Below are 16,908 nucleotides of genomic sequence, written 5' to 3' on the forward strand. Positions count from 1 at the left end.
ACACCTCCCTTTAATTCGCAGGGCACGTATAGCCACCAGCCTGTATTACGTCTTCGCAAAACTTCAGCTTATTCAACGTCTGCTGGGTTTGCAGAGCATCGATTTCTAACTTTTGTTTTGCTACTTCTCGCCCATCTAAGGTTTTTTTCAAGCTGGATGCTGCATCCAGTTCACTAGTAACTGCTCCCGTCAGCGTCTCGGCGCGCGCATCACTTTTCCATGACATAGCTGTTCTTCGTCCATAATCATCAAGCGTAACCCCTACACTTCTCGACTCTGCAATACCAACATCGAGCGCAAGATAACTGAACTCCCCCCATTGAGGGATTGGCAAGGTAACCGCTTTTAATCGCTTAGTTTGCTGGTTTCCGAATCCAGACCCGGAGGCTAAGAGCGTTAAAAGAACTGTTCCCGGCTCTCGAAGAACCAAAGTACGCTTACACTTTTCGTCCCCAGGACAAGCAATTTCCGTTTGTTGTTTGACAGGAGTCGTAGCGAGATTTGCAGTCGCCTGTAACGTGCATTTGGTAGCGTCAGGATCATCGCCTCCCGCCTTTTCTAAACAATAGGCAAGCTTGAAGGGACCCGAAGAGTTCACTGCTGCCGTTGACGAGATCAGGGCCATGGGGATTTCTGTTCTGGCCCAGTCAATAGTCCCACCAGCCTTTGTCAAGTCTATAGATTTTCCTGGCAGCGTTATCATCAGATCTTTAGAGTTTTTCAATCGAGCGAACTCATTAGCTAAAGCATCTATGCTTTGCTTTACCTTTTCTACGTTTTGCTGCTTTTTCCCGAGCAAGCTAGCCCTTAGCGTCTTCAAGCGAAGCTGGATAACTTTTGTCATATCTAAAGCAGCAATAGTTTCTTCACTGCATTTTAAGTTAGTGGGAGTCTTGGCTCCCGCAACAGCAGCAACACTTGCCACACCTTTAACTATATTTGTAACGATCGCACCTGTCCTATCGGCAGACATAGCATTTATTGTTTTTATTGACCCATTTTCGTTCAGCGCGATACTTATATCGCGAGTTTTATTCCAGGAAGCCAGTTCGCCACCCTCAAGCCGAAAACTCAAACTCCCCTGAGTTGCGGTTATTGCCACCGTAACCTCAGGTTTAACTTGAGCATCGGGGGCACAGTCAGTAACCGATAGAGTTACGGAAACGGAGGCGGTGGCCTCTGGAAGATAATAGGTGATCGCCGCGCCACTTAATCGCTCTTCATCGATGGCTTTGGAGGATTGAGTACAACCAGAAACCATGCCTATCAGTAAAATCAGCCATGAGAACCGCATACTACACCTCCATATGCCTATTTCTCTTAAATTCAAGCATAGTTTTCACCTAAAGCAAGTGATAACACTTGACAATCCACCTCTCTCCACAAAGCACGCAATCTATTCAACTCGCACTTGGTGAGGGGTCGCATGTGCATGCCAGCATCAATCCACTGAAGATGTTGATTTTTATCAACTTAATCGAGGCAATATTGTATAAAACCTCAGCACCTTAATGAGACATCTACAAAAACGATTCATCGCACCTCACGTTTCTTGCTGAACAATTCAACTTTTATCTTGAATCTGGCTCCAGATCCAAATGGGCCAGCATCATGTCAACTACTGTCTTTCGCTGTTTTTTACTACTTCCTCTGACCCTCGCCGATGGCAGCAGCTATGCCACATCGGCTTATGAGCAGGAACAGCTCATCCTGGTCCAGCAGCAGCTCAATACTATCGATCACCTTGCCGCTCAGGCCGAGACAATCAGCAAGCCTGAATCAGACGAACGCTATCGCTTCGACTATCCCCACCTGTCTCAGGACATCCAACGTATTCGCCAGGGCGTGCAGGGCTATCTGTCCCCCTCCCGCGCCCAACCCCGCGATCCCACTGAATTGGTCGGCGATTACCGTCTCGACACGCTACCCGTGAAGTCGTCGCCATGAGCATGACTGACGCTCAGACCTCAGCGTTCCAAAACGCCTCCGGCTTCTCGGCACAGAGCAGTTCGACGCTGTGGCTGTCCCTGGTTCTGGTCCTGACCTTGCTCTGGTGCACCTGGGTGATGTGGACGGCTTACCGAGGATGGGCGACAGGCAGTGTGCGCTTCGGTGCGTTTGGCGGCAGCGCCGTGCGCGTGCTGCTCGCATTGTTGGTCCTGATGTTCTTCACCCTTTCCTAATCTAGGAGATCACCGTCATGTTCAAGTGTTTTGTACCCCTGAAAAACAATCTGCGTGATCGTGCCAGTCAACGCCTGATCGGTCTGTTGCTGGTGCTCGGTCCGAGCCTGGCCTTTGCCCAATTACCTACCATGGAAGCACCTTCGCGTGGTGAAGGCACCGGGTTGATCGAGACGATAAAAAACTATGCCTACGACGGCGGCATCCTGCTCGGCCTGCTGATCGCCCTGCTCGCTTTTCTCGGTGTGGCTTGGCATTCCCTGACCGTCTATGCCGACGTGCAGAACCAGCGCAAGACTTGGAAAGACCTCGGCGCCGTAGTCGGCATCGGAGCCCTGCTGGTGGTGATCATCATCTGGTTCCTGACCAAGGCCGCCGCGATTTTGTGAGGTTGGCATGAACGACACTATCGATCGTCTTGCCGACGGCACCTTGGTCTTTCTCCCAGAGCGACTCAATCGTGATCCCGCCGTATTGCGCGGTTTAACCAATGATGAGATGTGGGTAGCGCTCGGCACCGGCGCCGTCATTGGCCTGCTGCTGGGTGTTCCTCTGGCGATCGCCACCGCCTCCATTGCCGTGGCGCCGACCAGCATGATCGCAAGCATGGCGGTGGTGTTATTTGCCGGCGGCACACTACTGCGTCGGGCCAAACGGGCTCGCCCCGAGACCTGGTTGTACCGCAAGCTCGAATGGATACTGGCCAGTCGTTGGCGCCTGGGTCGCGGCAGTTTGATTCTGCATTCCGGCGCCTGGACGGTTCGCCGTTCGCGTCGACTGCGCCCTGCCCTGTCCCGGTGGCAACCATGAGCCGTTTTCGGAACAAGGTGGATGCCCAACAGGCTCATATCTTCAGCCTGCGCCTGGCGGTAGTGATCCTCGCCCTGGTCTGTGCCGGACTCTGGTATGGCTGGCGCTCGGCACCGACCGATCTGACCGTGCATGTACCACCGGATCTGCGCTCGGGCAGCACCCGCAAGTGGTGGGATATCCCCTCAGAGAATGTGTATGCCTTTGCCCTGTACATCTTTGGTCAGCTCAACCGCTGGCCCTCGGATGGCGAGCAGGATTATCGCCGCGCTATCTATGGTTTGCAGTCCTACCTGACACCTTCCTGCAAGGCTTTTCTCGACGGCGACTACGAGTATCGCAAGGCCGCTGGTGAACTGCGCCAGCGGGTGCGCGGAGTCTACGAGATCCTGGGCCGAGGCTACAGCGAAGATCCGGAACTCAGGGTCAAGCAACTCGATCGCGACAGCTGGCTGGTCAAGCTCGACCTCAACACCGATGAGTATTACGCCGCCGAACCGGTGAAACGAGTGGTGGTGCGTTATCCATTACGCGTGGTGCGTTTTGATCTGGACCCCGAACGCAATAAGTGGGGACTGGCACTGGATTGTTATCAAGGCACGCCGCAAAAAATCTCCCTGCCTGGAGGTGAGCCATGAAGCGGACTTCTACCCTGGCACTGACCGTCGTACTGATGTTATGGGGGGGTGCGGCGCAGTCCGTCGAGCTGATGCACTGGGAACGCCTCCCCCTTGCGGTTCCACTAGTGATCAATCAGGAGCGGGTGGTTTTTGTTGATGAGGCTGTTCGAGTCGGTATGCCCTCAACCCTGACGGGCAAGCTACGCGTGCAATCAACCGGCGGAACGTTATACCTGCGTGCGTCGGAAGCCATTGCACCGACCCGACTGCAACTGCAATCAGTCGCGACGGGCGAGATCATCCTTCTAGATATCGCGGCCACACCCGGCGATCAACCGCTGGAGCCCGTGCGCATTCTCAAGAATGCTCAGGTGCAAACTACCGAGGCTGAATCTAGCACCGTCCCTGCTCCAGAGCGCACGCCGATCCCGGTCGCTTTGACGCGCTATGCCGCGCAAAGCCTGTACGCGCCGCTGCGCACCGTAGAGTCCCTGCCCGGTGTACGCCGCGTTCCGCTCAAGCGGCGCACCGAACTGCCGACCCTGCTGCCGACCGAAAACGTGTCCAGCACGCCCATCGCCGCCTGGCAACTCGGTGATTACTGGGTGACTGCGGTGAAGTTGCGCAATCGTGGTTCAGAGACGGTGCAACTCGATCCGCGTCGGCTTCAGGCCAAGCTGTTCGCCGCAGCCTTCCAACATGCTTTCCTCGGGCCTGTCGGCAGTGCTCAAGACACCACGATCGCCTACCTCGTCACTCGCGGTGGCGGCCTCGAACAAGCTGTGCAGCTCCCGCCCGTTGCACAAGGTGCTGACGATGAAAGCTAACGCCTTGCTCAAATGGCTGGTACCGGCTGCGCTACTGGCCGTGGTGGTGATCATCCTGAAAACCTGGGTCGCGGGTAGTAACACTTCCTATTCAGAGCACCCAGTTGATCAGGGCAATATTCAGTTATCCGCCGAGCAAGCCAAGTCGCTCGGCATTGCTGGCGATACCCCACGCGACACGGTCGCCACCCTGGTCGGCCAGGTGAAGGCCATGCGCAGTGACATGCTCGGCCTGAAGAAACACAACGAGTCGCTGCAGACGGAGAACAATCGCCTGCGCGATCGGGAAAACAGTGTCGACTCACGTATCCAAACCGCCCTTGGTAGCGTGACCCAACAGGTCGACGAAGGCCGCCGCCAAGCCAACGAGGCCCGACTCAAAGCGGAACAAGACAGTCGTCAGGCTCGCGGTCTGCTTACGCAATTGCAGGATCAGTTGTCGGGGCTGACCGGCAAAGGCAAGGACATGCCGATCGGATTGGGGCTTGAGCCGGGCGACGGGACCCAGTTCGAAGGGCAGCATTCTGCCAATGATGGGCTGCAGTGGATAGAGCCCTCGGATGCTCCACCCACCGACGCCCGAGGCAAAACCAAGACCGCCTCCGCCCTGAGTCTGCCTACCGCCTTCAACTCACTGGAGGGTTTGAACGATAACGCGATTGATCGCAGCCAGAAACAACTGCGAGCCGTCACCCAGGGTGAGCGCGACCTGACGCGATCCGTTGATCGTACCGAAGGCGCGAAGCCGGTCTACACGATTCCCGAAAACGCCACACTGATGGGCTCGGTCGCGATGACCGCGCTAATCGGTCGAGTCCCGGTGGACGGCACCGTGAATGATCCCTACCCCTTCAAGGTGCTGGTCGGCCCGGAGAACCTAACGGCCAACGGCATCGACCTGCCGGACGTCGCGGGTGCCGTGATGAGCGGCACGGCGTCCGGTGACTGGACCCTGTCTTGCGTGCGCGGACAGGTCGAGTCGATCACCTTTGTGTTTACCGATGGCACCATCCGCACGGTGCCTCAGCCGAAGGCGGTGGCCAGCCGCAATGCTTCCACCACCCAGAGCTCAAACACCGACAAGATCCGTGGCGGACTCGGTTACCTGTCCGATCCGTATGGCATTCCTTGCATTGCCGGCGAGCGCCGCTCGAACGCTCAGCAATACCTCGGTAGCCAGAGCCTGATCACTGCGGCCGGCGCCGGTGTCGCCGCCTTGCTCGGGGATGAGCAAAACAACAGCAGCGTGATCAGTTCGGGCGGCAGTACGCTCGGGGTCACCAGCAGCACGGGCAACAGCGCGCTGAACTCAATCCTCAGTGGTGGGGTCAGCGATATCCGGGAGTGGATCAACAAGCTGTATGGCGAGGCCTTTGCTGCCGTGTACGTGCCACCGGCCGCCCAAGTCGCACTGCACCTCGACCATGAGATCACCATAGACTACGAGCCCAAGGGCCGGAGCGTTCGCCATGAAAAAGACCATGCCTTCCTGCCTGACCTGGATTAGTGTGCTGTGCTGGGTCCTGGCGGGGTGTTCTACCGACAAGGACACGCTTTTGCCCCATGGCGAGCAAACCATGCTGGACATCTGGAACGGCGCCGGTTCGCAAGGCACTCAGCAGCAACTGCTGGAGGCTCGGCAGCAGTTACGCCGTCCGCTGGCAGATGTCTCCATTACTCTCCAAGAACCGTACACGCGCACAGCGACGAACGAGATCCGCAACCTGTTCCCGCGCCTGCCCAATCCCGATCTGGTGCTGTACGTGTATCCGCATTTGAGTGGCACCGAGCAGGCACCGGTCCCGGGGTACTCAACCGTCTTTCCGTTCTACCAACGAGTGCAGTACGCATTACCGGGTGAACGTCAGGAAGACTTGTAGTGCGTAGCGGCGATTCGGGCAACCGCACTTCCGCGTGGAAAGCCTGGCGCAACCCATTGCGCCCTCACGCCACCTTGGCCGATGAAGCTGCACTCTATGCGCACAATCCCAGCTTCACCGATCACCTGCCTTGGGTCGAGTACCTCGACACCGAGCAGTGTTTTTTGCTGGATGACAATCGCTCGGTGGGAGCGGTGTTCGAGTTGCTTCCAATCGGCACCGAAGGGCGTGAACCCGATTGGTTGATGGCGGCCCGCGATGCCCTCGAGGATGCCCTGCAGGATAGCTTTGACGAGCGGGATCAAGCGCCTTGGGTGGCGCAGTTTTTCTGCCAGAATGACAACGACTTCACCCCCTACCTGAACCGGCTGACTGGCTATATTCGAGACAGTGCGCAAGGCACCGTCTTCACCGAGTCGTATTTGGAGCTCAGCCGCCGTCATCTGAAGGCCATCGCCAAGCCCGGTGGGCTATTCGAGGATAAGGTCGTGACACGCCTGCCCTGGCGCGGCAATAACCGACGAGTGCACTTGGTGGTCTATCGCTGGCTTGAGTCTGACGCAGAGGAGACGGGACTCACTCCGGTGCAATCTCTGCAACAAGCTTGCGAACGGGTCGCGGCTTCGATGCAGGCATGCGGGGTGCAATCGGCGCGAGTCGATGGCCGCGGTCTGTATGCCTGGTTATTGCCCTGGTTCAATCCGGCCCCCAGGCTCACCGATGAAGCACCCGAGGACTTCTACCGCCGCGTGGCCTATCCGGAGTCGGGCGACGGTGAGTCACTGGAATTGCCCTTCGATCACGACTTCGCCGAACGGTTGTTTTTCAATGAACCGCATTCAAATGTGCAGCGCGGACTCTGGTACTTCGATGGTCAACCCCATCGGGTCATAGTGGTGGACAAGCTGCGGCGGGCACCTTTGATTGGCCAACTCACTGGCGAAACCCGTAAGGGTGACGCGGTGAACGCCCTGTTCGACCAGTTGCCAGAAGGCACGGTGATGAGTCTGACCCTGGTGGTCAAACCGCAGGATGTGCTCGAGGAGCAGTTGAACCGCCTGGCCCGCAAAGCCATCGGTGAAAACCTGGCCTCGACCCAGACCCGCCAGAATGTCGAAGAAGCCCGTGCAATCATCGGCCGCCAGCACAAGCTGTACCGCGGAACCCTGGCGTTCTACATGCGCGGTCACGATGAACAGCAATTGCACCAGCGCTCGGTCAGCCTTGCCAACGCGCTGTTGGGCGCGGGGCTGCAACCGGTACGTGAAGGCGATGAGGTCGCCGCCTGCAACAGCTACCTGCGTTGGTTGCCGATGGCTTACAACCCGGCCCGCGACACGCGTAACTGGTACACCCGCCTGATGTACGCCCAGCACCTGGCGAACCTGGTTCCGGTCTGGGGCCGCAGCACCGGCACCGGCCACCCGGGCATCACTCTGTTCAACCGCGGTGGTTCGCCACTGAGCTTCGACCCTCTGTCACGCCTGGATCGGGCCATGAACGGTCATCTGCTGTTGTTCGGCCCCACCGGTGCCGGCAAGTCGGCGACCCTGGTCACCCTACTGATGCAGGTCATGGCCGTGTACCGCCCCCGCCTATTTATCGTCGAGGCCGGCAACTCATTCGGCTTGCAGGGAGACTACTTCGCGACACAGGGCCTGTCGGTCAACAAGGTCCAGTTAAAACCTGGCGCCTCGGTCAGCCTCGCCCCCTTCGCCGATGCCTGGCGCCTGGTTGAGCAACCGGATCAGGTCGCGAGTCTGTCGATCGATGAGTGGGATGATGAAGCCGTAGCAAGCCGCGAAGACCACCGCGACGTTCTCGGTGAACTGGAAATTACCGCTCGGCTGATGATCACTGGCGGCGAGGCCAAAGAAGAAGCCCGCCTGAGCCGGGCCGATCGTAGTCTAATTCGCGAATGCATCCTGGATGCGGCACAGATCTGTGTCGCGTCGGGCCATCAGGTGCTGACCCGGGACGTGCGCGACGCCTTGCTGCGCGTCGCTGCCGACCCGCACTTGCCGGAGAAGCGTCGCGAGCGTGCCCAGGAAATGGGCGAGTCCATCGACCTGTTTTGCCAGGGTTTCGAGGGTGAGCTGTTCGATCGCGAGGGCACACCTTGGCCCGAGAGCGATGTGACCATTGTCGATCTGGCCACTTATGCTCGCGAAGGCTACGAGGCACAAATGTCCATCAGCTACATCAGCCTGATGAACACCGTGAACAACCTTGCCGAGCGCGACCAGTACCTGGGCCGACCGATCATCATGGTCACCGACGAGGGCCATATCATTACCAAGAACCCATTGCTGGCACCGTTCGTGGTCAAGGGCACGAAAATGTGGCGCAAGCTCGGTGCCTGGTTCTGGCTGGCGACGCAAAATCTTGCCGACTTTCCCACGGCCACGCAGACCATGCTCAACATGATCGAATGGTGGATTTGTTTGAACATGCCGCCCGCGGAAATCGAAGAAATCGCACGGTTTAAGAAACTCACTCCGGCGCAGAAAGCCTTGCTGCTCTCCGCCAGTAAGGAGCCGGGGAAATACACTGAGGGGGTCGTGCTATCGAAGAAGCTCGAAACGCTGTTTCGGGCCGTGCCGCCTAGTCTTTATCTCGCCCTGGCCATGACGGAGCCCGAGGAAAAAGCCGAGCGCTGGACACTGATGCAGGAAAACGGCTGCTCGGAGTTGGAAGCGGCTTTTCAGGTGGCTGAGCGCATTGACCAGGCCCGTGGAATCGGGACATAAGTATCGATTTTAAACCCAAATAGCGTTACATCTGCAAAGGGCGGGAGAGCGGTTTTGTGCTGGATATGCCCGAACTATCTGAGTAGATTACTCGTCACCATTCAGCCAGCAGAAGGAGTCATACATGAATAAAAACGATCTCGTCGAGGCCATAGCGAGCTCCGCCGACCTCCCGAAGTCCACTGCCGGACGCGCGCTGGAAGCCCTCACAACCATCATATCCACTGCGTTGCAAAGCGGTGAGAACGTCACCTTGGTTGGTTTTGGTACCTTTGCGGTGAAAGCGCGTGCAGCGCGCGACGGCCGTAACCCTCAAACGGGGGCCACTATCAAGATCGCAGCCGCGAAGACGCCTAGTTTCAAAGCCGGTAAGTCGCTGAAAGACGCGGTTAACTAGACGCTGGTGGCGATTACCCAATACCAACTCTGCAAGAGCGCTGGTATTGGGGCTTCAGCAGCCGAAACGCTTGCTGAACTCCGGGAGCCGTTCAAGCCATGAGTATGAACGCGTCTTAAACGTCGTTTTTCTCAGCGTTGATTTGGGCTGGGTGACACACTGCTTAGCCGCTGCTGAATCCTCAACAAGAATCCGGCTTCAAAGGCATCCTGGCAGTCACCGACAGGAAAGGTTTTGCGGGTTTGCGCCAGCTCCCACCACAGTGGAATCTCGCCGGGCGCATCAAGCCAAGCCTGAGCGCATTGCACGCCACGTTCGATCATCGGAGCAAATTCGTTGCCCCAAGGTGTCAGAAGACTTGGGCAACCATCCGCCGCAGGAATTGAAATGTAGTTTTCGTCCATACACACCCTAGATTTCTGATTTATTGTTAGACGCTGGGTCCAGCTTCGAAAAGCTTAACGAAACCAAATGAACGCTCGATAACAGGCATGAGCACCAAATGGCCTAGATCAATGCCAATGTAGACTATATCCCGTGGATTGAGAGTCCCTCAAGGCGCAATTTGCGCGCATGACTCAAGACTACGAACAGCTTCGCCTGCAACTGGCGGAGAACATCCGCTTGATGCGGCGCGTAAAAAACCTTACCCAAGAGCAGCTGGCGCTCATGGCCGAGGTGGATCGCACCTACGTCAGTCAAATCGAACGATGCACGGGCAATCCGTCGCTGTTGGTCCTGTGCAAACTCGCCAATATTTTCGAAATCACCGCAGATCAGCTACTTGTAGAACCCGATATCCTGTGCAGCTCCCTTCACGTCAAATAATAGTCTCACGGCTCACAAACCCGATAGATCCGCCTTCATAATTTCCACTGACAGTCTTCAGTCCGTAACCGAACCTGCCCAGGCCATACACCGAGAGCCTGGATCATGCCTGTTGCCTGCTCGTCAATCCCGCCCACAAAGCTACGGCCCCTGGCGCTAAGCATCCTGCTGACGTGCGGCCCAAGCGTGGCGCTGGACAGCGGCAGCATCACGTCCTCCGTGCTTTCTCCAAATTGCCTCGCCTATAGGGTCGTCGGCATCTGTTTCTGGTTGCTCTGCACGCCCTTCGGCTGCACAGTCAAAACCTCGACCAAGATTCGTCATTTCATTCCTGAGCTGGTGGTCTCGAGCTACGCCACCACCGGCAACAATCCCTGGACCGAGATGGCCACCCTCTCCGCTCCCATCAGTGGTGCGGAAGGTGGCGGTAACCTGATCACGCCGAACACCCAGCGCGACAACCTACCCCGCTTCAAGAACGTCGATGGCATCGGCCACCCCGGTGGCTGGGCCGCAACACAACTGGCTTCGCAATCCGGCTATGCCTGCGCCAGCGGTGCAACTGCGTTCATGCCCTACTACCTGAGCACCCTGGACTCGCTGGCATGGCGCCAGGGCATACCGGAAAGTCTTTACCCCGAGTCGCTCATGCCGGGGATCCGTGAAATTGGTGGTCAGGCTTCGGGAAACATGTGGGGCAACGTCTATCCCCGCCAAGGCTTTCTGGTACAGCCCGACGATTTCAAGGCCGCCGCAGTCATGGCGCAACGGGCCGGCGATGTGATTACCAGCAACTGGCAGCCGCACGTGTATGTACCGCTCACGCCCGCCAAACGCGACGGCTACTGGCCGCCTGGCCCGATCGTTGAAAACGACGCTACGACCCACAAATGGCAATTGCTCTACCCCCAGGTTCAACCGACTTGCGCCATCTTCCCCAGCGATCCGGTACAGAGCGCGGATGGCGGCTACGCCTGGTCGCTGTGGCGTCCCTATAGCTGTTGCAAACGAGAGGGACAGACCTTCCTGTTCAGCATCGACTTCGAAGGAGGTGCTTCATGAGTCGGCTTCTCGCACGACCCTGGTTGGGCGTGATGAGTCTGTGGCTCTGTGGACTGCTCGCCATGGCCACTCATGCCCACGCCGCCGAGGGCAATTACCGCCTGGGTACTCAAGGCGAAGTGCTCGACGACCGGGTGATGTACACCATCGGTGGCGGCTCGGCAGTCGGCTCACCGAGCTCGCTCTACCGACCCAGTGGTCTCGGTGTCGGCGGATCATGGCGAGCGAACATGATGTGCGGAAACATGAGTCTCACCAACACCCTGCAAAACCAGCTGAACGGCGTCACCGAAGGTTTCCAGCAGATCATGGGCAGCATCGTGCAGAACGCGACCCAAGCGGTGATGTCGCTGCCGGCGTTGATCATCCAGCGCGCTAACCCCGGCCTCTATGAGCTGTTGAGCAACGGGGTGATGCAGGGGCGTATCGACTTCGACCGTTCCAAGCTGACCTGCCAGGCCATGGCCGAAAAGATGGCGGACAAGGTCGGTCAAGCCGGCTGGGGCGCGCTGGCCAAGAACCAAGAAATGCAAGGCAACCTGGAGCAAACCGGCGGTGATGCGGTGGCAGCGGTGAAAAACACCGAGGCCCATAACGGCAACAATGGGGTGTCCTGGGTCGGCGGCTCAAAGGCCGGAGGTAACGGACAGACGCCCATTCGGGTGACCGCCGACGTGGTCCGCGCAGGCTATAACCTGCTGCATAACCGTACCGTGGATGACAGCACCTCGATCAGTAGCAGCGACTGCTTCGGCGGGGCTATTTGCCAGACATGGGCTTCGCCCCAAGAGGAGTCCGACTGGGCCGTTCGGGTGTTGGGCGAGAGCGAAGTCGCGACCTGCGACAGCTGCGAAACTCTGCGTGCGACCGCTGGCAGCGGACTGACGCCGCTGATCCAGGAGGCCTATAACGAGCGCCTCAAGGCCTTGCAAGGATTGCTGTCTGGCTCTCTGCCGCCTACCCCTGACAATCTGATTAAAGCCTCCAGCCCAATGCTGCCGGTGAGCCGTGGTGTGATCGAGGCCTTGCGCGACGATCCCGACCAGGATCTATTGGCGCGACGCCTAGCCAGCGAGACGGCCCTGTCCAGCATACTCGACAAGGCGCTCCTGCTACTGCGCACGCTACTGGCGGGCAGTCACGAACCGAACATCGCCTCCGCCGAGCCGGCCCAAACCGCCTTGACGAAAAACATCGACGCTCTGGAGCGCGAAGTACACCTGTTGCAGACCGAACTACAGGTCCGGCAGATGTTGGCCACCAACACCGCCAGCCTGGTGCTCGACCGGCATGCCGGTGGTGCCGACGCATCGCGTACCGTCGAGCAAGGCGACCCCGAGCCCGGTCGACTCAATGATGCTGATGCCAGGCGCAAGTGAGCCATGAAACGCTCACCGCTATTCACTTTGCTTTCAAGTCTGGGGATTGCCGCAGTGATGATCCTGACCGCTGCACTGGTCGCATGGATCGGCCGCACTGCGCTGGGTAGTTTCGAGGCCTGGCAGCAGGCATTCGAATCCGTACGACCCTATCTGCGGGGGTGGCGTGCCCTGCTCTACGGCGCCCTCTTTGCGCTCTGGTGGGATCTGCTTCAGCGCTACCGACATCGACCCCAGGATCGACTGCGCGTGAAACGCATCGGGACATTAGGGCTCGTGCTCTTTACCTGCGTCGAACTCACCCGACTGTGAGGTCACCACAATGCTCATGAGCACCAACAGCTACCTGGAGTTTTACCTCTCCCTGCTGGCCTGGATCATCAACAACGGCCTCTGGAGCGTCCTGTCCGACACAGGACTGTTCGCCGCGCCCTTTGGTGCAATCATCCTGCAAGAATGGCTATCGGCCCGTCAGCAAGGCGCGGATGAGGGAAACAAGGGATTGCTCTCGGTGCCGCGGATCGAGAACCGGTTGTGGCTGGCCTACATCGTCGTATTGTTCGGCTGCGCGCCGGTCTTTCCGTTGAGCCTCTCGTCAATGACGTTCGATGATGCGGCGAGTCAGCGCTGCGGCGTAAGTGTGGCCAAGCCAGCGGAAACCGCCTGGGGGACGACCTTCAATACCATCGGCGAACGCTCCGCCAACGTACCGATCTGGTGGTTTCTAGTGCATGCCTTGAGCAAAGGGGTAACCGCCGCAGCCACCGCCTCCATTCCCTGCGCACCGGATATTCGGCAGATGCGCATGGAGATCGACAGCTCGCGTATCAACAGCCAGGTACTGCTGCAGGAAGTCGCCGACTTCACCCGCGACTGTTATGGCTATTCCCGTTCTCGGTTGTTTACCAATCGCCCGCAACTGGACAAGGCACAAAGTCACGACGCGTCCTGGATCGGCTCAAGCTATCTTCTCGACACGCCCGGCTACTACGACACGGATCGTTCACGCACACCGCGAATCAGTTGGCCGTATGACGAAAGCCGCGATGTTTCCTTGCCGCGGCTGGAAAATGGCGCGGGCTACCCCACTTGCAAGCAGTGGTGGAGCGACAGCGGTGTTGGCTTGCGCGAGCGGTTGATCCAGCAGGTTGATCCCTCTCTGCTGACTCAGCTGAAAGGTTGGCTGACTGGCCGCTCGAGCAACGAGATCGAGGATGCCACCCTGCGCGAACTGGTCAGTCCGCGCCAGCAATCGATGTCCATGTCGCCCGGACAGGTGTACCAGGACTATGGTTCCAGCGCTCGTGGCGGCTCGATCAATCAGGGGCTTAATAACCTGGCCACCAATACCGGATTGGCCCTCGGCTCCTTCAGCAACTTCCCGGCGATGAATGCGCTACGCGCCGCTCTGCCAATGGTGCAGGCCTTCCTCATCATGGGCGTCATCATCAGCTTGCCGCTGATCCTGCTGGTCAGTACCTACCAGCTGAAGACCGTCATGACGGTGACGTTCGCGCTGTTCACGCTGCACCTGCTGAGCTTCTGGTGGGAGTTAGCACGCTGGGTCGACTCCAGCATGCTCGACACCTTGTACAACCAAGTTTCGGCTTCCAATCAAGTGCTGTTATCGCTGCCCACATCCGGGTTTATGGATGGGACGGTCACGACGCAGGTAATTGAGTATGTGATGGGGGCGATGTTCATCGTGCTACCGATGCTGTTTCTAGGAGCCATGAGCTGGGCAGGATATTCAGTCGGCAACGGGATTCAAGGCATGTTGGCAAACGGTAGCAAAGCAGCAAGTGATTCAGCGAGTAAAGGTACGGATCAAATATTGGGTGCTGCTAAGCGCTCAATTCGATGACTTGCTGTCGCCTATATAATGCCCATTGTCGTCGAAGTCACCGATGTAGAGATCAGCACCCAGGTAGTCTGGCCCTGGACTTTCCTCTTGATGATCGGAACCAACAAAAGCCCTGAACCATATCAAAGTGATGACAGCCAACATCATCACAAAAAAAGTAACCAGCCAAACGCTGACAAGGAAAAAACCTCCGATCAATGCCAGTTTGGCAATCAGAAAACTCCCGCGAGCAAGAAATTTACCTGCGGGCATACCTACCGTCTCCGCACGCTCAACCACGCGAAATTCAAACGTTTTCAACCTACGGTAAGCACGCTTCACCGACATACCACAGACGTACGCCCAGCGGTGGGCACGTGAACTCTGAACAGGTTGCTGAATCGGCATGGTCTCGCCCTCTTCTGAGCGTTTTCATGGTTGAGACAAGAGTAATAGCGTACTACTGAAATTGGCCCGTGCCTGACCGTTTATCAGTTTGCCCCAGCCGAAAAATCTTCACTGGAAGACAGAATACAAGCTCCGTGAAACAGCGTCTCTACAGTCATTGACCCATACAAATCGTCCGGTTAAATACAAGGTACGGATCGCTGTTATCGACAGCACTTTCCCAGGTAGCCAGAACCTTCAAGGCTACGTCACTTCGATGATGGCTCTCCCCAAGTGCGATAAGCGTTCGGTAGCTCGCACGGTAACCGTTTCTACGGTGATGAACGCCTACTGCTCTCCTGAGCGCCTTTCGAGCTCTGCTCGTCAAGAAAACCCTCTTGATTTTCTTCAACCCACTGCGGGGAAATCTTTCCTCGCACGGGACAGGTTTCTTCGCGTTTTCAACGGAGACATACCATGCCCGACACACTTACACCGGAAACACTGAACACCCTTCGGTTGCCCATCGTGTTCACACCTGGCGCGTGGCAACGCGCAGTACAGCTTGAGCGTTCCGATCACGCTGGGAAGCTGCAGATCGATCGGTTGAGCCACGTATTGCGCGCAGCCTTCGAAGCCCACCTGGCCTATCCACAAAAGCCCTATGTGCTGTTCGAGGTAGTCCACATTGAACCAACCGATCACTTCGACCACGACCCGTTGCTGCAATTGAGTCTCAGCCTACTCCAAGAACCGGGTCAGCCTGGCGCCTTACTGATAGCGCTTGCAGGAGAACACAAGCGCTAAGCGCAATTGGCGGCGCCCACCTCCACATTCGGACGGCATGCAAGACCTGCATCAATCCAGCCCATCACCCACCGGGGAACCCTCCCCCGACGGGCAAGGCGTTCCTCCGTTTTTCTCTCGAGGAAATTGCCATGCGCGATATCTACCAAGACGTAACTGACAAAATCGTTGCCGCTTTGGCCCAGGGCGCGGCTCCCTGGATCAAACCCTGGTCCTCAAGCGGCTCCGCATGCATCGGTCATCACCCCTACCCCATCAACGCCATCACGCGACGTCCGTATTCGGGTATCAATTTACCGCTGCTCTGGGCCGAGGCCAGGTTGCAGGGGTTCACTCAAGATCGTTGGCTGACCTTCAATCAAGCCAGAAAGGCGGGTGGGCACATCCGTAAGGGGGAGCACAGCACTTTGGCTGTGCTCTACAAGCCGATGGAGCGCGAGGAACAGACCGAATCAGGCCAACCCGTACTCGATGAAAACGGTCAGCCCAAGGTCGCTCACTTCGGCATTCTCAGGACGCATTTTCTGTTCAACATCCAGCAAACGGAGGGGCTCGAGATGTTCAATCAAACCCTGCTCGAAACGGAACCGACCGATCCCTTCCAGGCCAATAGCGTTGCGGAAAATCTGCTGTTAAGTTCAGGTGCACACATCGTTCATCGGCCTGCCGACGAAGCCTTTTACCACCCGATCAGGGATCTCATCCAACTGCCGACAAAAGCACAATTTCACGATGAAGGCGGGTACTACGCCACCGCACTGCACGAGCTGACGCACTGGACCGGGCATCACGCTCGGTTGCAGCGTGACGGGGTCGCGTCAGCCTATCCGTTCGGCTCGCCAGGCTATGCCTTTGAGGAGTTGATCGCCGAGATGGGTGCTGCGTTTTTATGTGCTTACGCCGGCATTCAGGGAGAACTGAGGCACGAGGGCTATATCGATTCCTGGCTCGGTCTACTCAAGGCTGACAAACGCGCGATCTTTCGCGCCAGTGGTCACGCCCGCAGCGCCTCGGAGTATGTGCTCAACCTGGAGCAGCAATCGAAGCAGGTGATCTTGGATGACTCGCTATGTATGAACGATGACGTTTGATTGTTACCTCATCGTTGCACACGCTTCACAGGGCCCAACACGAG

Annotated in this window: 20 protein-coding genes; 17 read left to right on the forward strand and 3 right to left on the reverse strand. The window is 57.7% G+C overall.

Annotated elements, in window-relative coordinates:
* Positions 1-10: 10 nt before the first annotated feature.
* On the reverse strand, positions 11-1,294 hold the full coding sequence (locus AC1MEW_RS20940) for a hypothetical protein (protein ID WP_480423490.1): 1,284 nt from the start codon (positions 1,292-1,294) through the stop codon (positions 11-13).
* Between the two features lie 317 nt (positions 1,295-1,611).
* Here AC1MEW_RS20940 and AC1MEW_RS20945 point away from each other — a divergent pair, with 317 nt between their 5' ends.
* From AC1MEW_RS20945 to AC1MEW_RS20990, 10 genes are all read left to right on the forward strand, one after another.
* Positions 1,612-1,947 carry an integrative conjugative element protein, RAQPRD family gene (locus AC1MEW_RS20945; RefSeq protein WP_480423491.1) on the forward strand — a complete coding sequence of 112 codons (336 nt, stop codon included), beginning with the start codon at positions 1,612-1,614 and terminating at the stop codon, positions 1,945-1,947.
* Positions 1,944-2,183, forward strand: coding sequence for a TIGR03758 family integrating conjugative element protein (locus AC1MEW_RS20950; RefSeq protein ID WP_480423492.1), 240 nt, complete (start codon positions 1,944-1,946; stop codon positions 2,181-2,183). The genes AC1MEW_RS20945 and AC1MEW_RS20950 overlap by 4 nt, the downstream gene beginning before the upstream one ends.
* 17 nt (positions 2,184-2,200) lie before the next feature.
* Positions 2,201-2,572: a TIGR03745 family integrating conjugative element membrane protein gene (locus AC1MEW_RS20955; protein WP_480423493.1), complete on the forward strand. Its 372-nt coding sequence runs from the start codon at positions 2,201-2,203 to the stop codon at positions 2,570-2,572.
* Positions 2,573-2,579: 7 nt separating this feature from the next.
* Positions 2,580-2,993, forward strand: a complete 414-nt coding sequence (locus AC1MEW_RS20960) for a TIGR03750 family conjugal transfer protein (protein ID WP_480423494.1) — start codon at positions 2,580-2,582, stop codon at positions 2,991-2,993.
* Positions 2,990-3,631, forward strand: coding sequence for a PFL_4703 family integrating conjugative element protein (locus tag AC1MEW_RS20965; RefSeq protein WP_480423496.1), 642 nt, complete (start codon positions 2,990-2,992; stop codon positions 3,629-3,631). The genes AC1MEW_RS20960 and AC1MEW_RS20965 overlap by 4 nt, the downstream gene beginning before the upstream one ends.
* Positions 3,628-4,440 (forward strand): TIGR03749 family integrating conjugative element protein, encoded by an 813-nt coding sequence (locus tag AC1MEW_RS20970; RefSeq protein ID WP_480423497.1) that lies wholly within the window; start codon positions 3,628-3,630, stop codon positions 4,438-4,440. Before AC1MEW_RS20965 ends, AC1MEW_RS20970 begins: the two co-directional genes overlap by 4 nt.
* The gene (locus AC1MEW_RS20975; RefSeq protein WP_480423498.1) at positions 4,430-5,947 is read left to right on the forward strand and encodes a TIGR03752 family integrating conjugative element protein; all 1,518 of its coding nucleotides are present in this window, start codon (positions 4,430-4,432) and stop codon (positions 5,945-5,947) included. Before AC1MEW_RS20970 ends, AC1MEW_RS20975 begins: the two co-directional genes overlap by 11 nt.
* A complete protein-coding gene (locus AC1MEW_RS20980) occupies positions 5,910-6,320 on the forward strand; it encodes a TIGR03751 family conjugal transfer lipoprotein (protein ID WP_480423499.1) in 411 nt (136 codons plus the stop codon). Before AC1MEW_RS20975 ends, AC1MEW_RS20980 begins: the two co-directional genes overlap by 38 nt.
* Positions 6,320-9,070: a conjugative transfer ATPase gene (locus tag AC1MEW_RS20985; protein ID WP_480423500.1), complete on the forward strand. Its 2,751-nt coding sequence runs from the start codon at positions 6,320-6,322 to the stop codon at positions 9,068-9,070. The genes AC1MEW_RS20980 and AC1MEW_RS20985 overlap by 1 nt, the downstream gene beginning before the upstream one ends.
* Before the next feature lie 124 nt (positions 9,071-9,194).
* The gene (locus AC1MEW_RS20990; RefSeq protein WP_090454301.1) at positions 9,195-9,467 is read left to right on the forward strand and encodes an HU family DNA-binding protein; all 273 of its coding nucleotides are present in this window, start codon (positions 9,195-9,197) and stop codon (positions 9,465-9,467) included.
* A gap of 131 nt (positions 9,468-9,598) precedes the next feature.
* Here the strand turns inward: AC1MEW_RS20990 and AC1MEW_RS20995 are convergent, their stop codons facing one another.
* A complete protein-coding gene (locus AC1MEW_RS20995; RefSeq protein WP_480423502.1) occupies positions 9,599-9,871 on the reverse strand; it encodes a LasR-specific antiactivator QslA in 273 nt (90 codons plus the stop codon).
* 169 nt (positions 9,872-10,040) lie between these two features.
* Between AC1MEW_RS20995 and AC1MEW_RS21000 the strand changes: the two genes are divergently transcribed.
* From AC1MEW_RS21000 to AC1MEW_RS21020, 5 genes are all read left to right on the forward strand, one after another.
* The gene (locus tag AC1MEW_RS21000; RefSeq protein WP_480423503.1) at positions 10,041-10,295 is read left to right on the forward strand and encodes a helix-turn-helix domain-containing protein; all 255 of its coding nucleotides are present in this window, start codon (positions 10,041-10,043) and stop codon (positions 10,293-10,295) included.
* Positions 10,296-10,400: 105 nt separating this feature from the next.
* Positions 10,401-11,357, forward strand: coding sequence for a TIGR03756 family integrating conjugative element protein (locus tag AC1MEW_RS21005; protein ID WP_480423504.1), 957 nt, complete (start codon positions 10,401-10,403; stop codon positions 11,355-11,357).
* Positions 11,354-12,736: an integrating conjugative element protein gene (locus tag AC1MEW_RS21010; protein ID WP_480423505.1), complete on the forward strand. Its 1,383-nt coding sequence runs from the start codon at positions 11,354-11,356 to the stop codon at positions 12,734-12,736. Before AC1MEW_RS21005 ends, AC1MEW_RS21010 begins: the two co-directional genes overlap by 4 nt.
* A gap of 3 nt (positions 12,737-12,739) precedes the next feature.
* Positions 12,740-13,048: a hypothetical protein gene (locus tag AC1MEW_RS21015; protein ID WP_150580268.1), complete on the forward strand. Its 309-nt coding sequence runs from the start codon at positions 12,740-12,742 to the stop codon at positions 13,046-13,048.
* A gap of 10 nt (positions 13,049-13,058) precedes the next feature.
* A complete protein-coding gene (locus AC1MEW_RS21020) occupies positions 13,059-14,600 on the forward strand; it encodes a conjugal transfer protein TraG N-terminal domain-containing protein (RefSeq protein WP_480423506.1) in 1,542 nt (513 codons plus the stop codon).
* Here AC1MEW_RS21020 and AC1MEW_RS21025 read toward each other — a convergent pair.
* Positions 14,589-14,987, reverse strand: coding sequence for a DUF3742 family protein (locus tag AC1MEW_RS21025; RefSeq protein ID WP_480423508.1), 399 nt, complete (start codon positions 14,985-14,987; stop codon positions 14,589-14,591). The two genes, AC1MEW_RS21020 and AC1MEW_RS21025, sit on opposite strands and share 12 nt — an antisense overlap.
* 456 nt (positions 14,988-15,443) lie before the next feature.
* Between AC1MEW_RS21025 and AC1MEW_RS21030 the strand changes: the two genes are divergently transcribed.
* Together AC1MEW_RS21030 and AC1MEW_RS21035 are read left to right on the forward strand one after the other, a co-directional pair.
* Positions 15,444-15,773 carry a hypothetical protein gene (locus tag AC1MEW_RS21030; RefSeq protein ID WP_480423510.1) on the forward strand — a complete coding sequence of 110 codons (330 nt, stop codon included), beginning with the start codon at positions 15,444-15,446 and terminating at the stop codon, positions 15,771-15,773.
* A gap of 131 nt (positions 15,774-15,904) precedes the next feature.
* Positions 15,905-16,864, forward strand: a complete 960-nt coding sequence (locus AC1MEW_RS21035) for an ArdC family protein (RefSeq protein ID WP_480423511.1) — start codon at positions 15,905-15,907, stop codon at positions 16,862-16,864.
* The last annotated feature ends 44 nt before the right edge of the window (positions 16,865-16,908 follow it).

The sequence above is a fragment of the Pseudomonas sp. ASL4 genome, from assembly GCF_056680395.1.

Coding starts and splice junctions, on each gene's coding strand:
- AC1MEW_RS20940 (WP_480423490.1), bottom strand. CDS start 1,294: ATGCGGTTCTCATGGCTGATTTTACTGATAGGCATGGTTTCTGGTTGT.
- AC1MEW_RS20945 (WP_480423491.1), top strand. CDS start 1,612: ATGTCAACTACTGTCTTTCGCTGTTTTTTACTACTTCCTCTGACCCTC.
- AC1MEW_RS20950 (WP_480423492.1), top strand. CDS start 1,944: ATGAGCATGACTGACGCTCAGACCTCAGCGTTCCAAAACGCCTCCGGC.
- AC1MEW_RS20955 (WP_480423493.1), top strand. CDS start 2,201: ATGTTCAAGTGTTTTGTACCCCTGAAAAACAATCTGCGTGATCGTGCC.
- AC1MEW_RS20960 (WP_480423494.1), top strand. CDS start 2,580: ATGAACGACACTATCGATCGTCTTGCCGACGGCACCTTGGTCTTTCTC.
- AC1MEW_RS20965 (WP_480423496.1), top strand. CDS start 2,990: ATGAGCCGTTTTCGGAACAAGGTGGATGCCCAACAGGCTCATATCTTC.
- AC1MEW_RS20970 (WP_480423497.1), top strand. CDS start 3,628: ATGAAGCGGACTTCTACCCTGGCACTGACCGTCGTACTGATGTTATGG.
- AC1MEW_RS20975 (WP_480423498.1), top strand. CDS start 4,430: ATGAAAGCTAACGCCTTGCTCAAATGGCTGGTACCGGCTGCGCTACTG.
- AC1MEW_RS20980 (WP_480423499.1), top strand. CDS start 5,910: ATGAAAAAGACCATGCCTTCCTGCCTGACCTGGATTAGTGTGCTGTGC.
- AC1MEW_RS20990 (WP_090454301.1), top strand. CDS start 9,195: ATGAATAAAAACGATCTCGTCGAGGCCATAGCGAGCTCCGCCGACCTC.
- AC1MEW_RS20995 (WP_480423502.1), bottom strand. CDS start 9,871: ATGGACGAAAACTACATTTCAATTCCTGCGGCGGATGGTTGCCCAAGT.
- AC1MEW_RS21000 (WP_480423503.1), top strand. CDS start 10,041: ATGACTCAAGACTACGAACAGCTTCGCCTGCAACTGGCGGAGAACATC.
- AC1MEW_RS21005 (WP_480423504.1), top strand. CDS start 10,401: ATGCCTGTTGCCTGCTCGTCAATCCCGCCCACAAAGCTACGGCCCCTG.
- AC1MEW_RS21010 (WP_480423505.1), top strand. CDS start 11,354: ATGAGTCGGCTTCTCGCACGACCCTGGTTGGGCGTGATGAGTCTGTGG.
- AC1MEW_RS21015 (WP_150580268.1), top strand. CDS start 12,740: ATGAAACGCTCACCGCTATTCACTTTGCTTTCAAGTCTGGGGATTGCC.
- AC1MEW_RS21020 (WP_480423506.1), top strand. CDS start 13,059: ATGCTCATGAGCACCAACAGCTACCTGGAGTTTTACCTCTCCCTGCTG.
- AC1MEW_RS21025 (WP_480423508.1), bottom strand. CDS start 14,987: ATGCCGATTCAGCAACCTGTTCAGAGTTCACGTGCCCACCGCTGGGCG.
- AC1MEW_RS21030 (WP_480423510.1), top strand. CDS start 15,444: ATGCCCGACACACTTACACCGGAAACACTGAACACCCTTCGGTTGCCC.
- AC1MEW_RS21035 (WP_480423511.1), top strand. CDS start 15,905: ATGCGCGATATCTACCAAGACGTAACTGACAAAATCGTTGCCGCTTTG.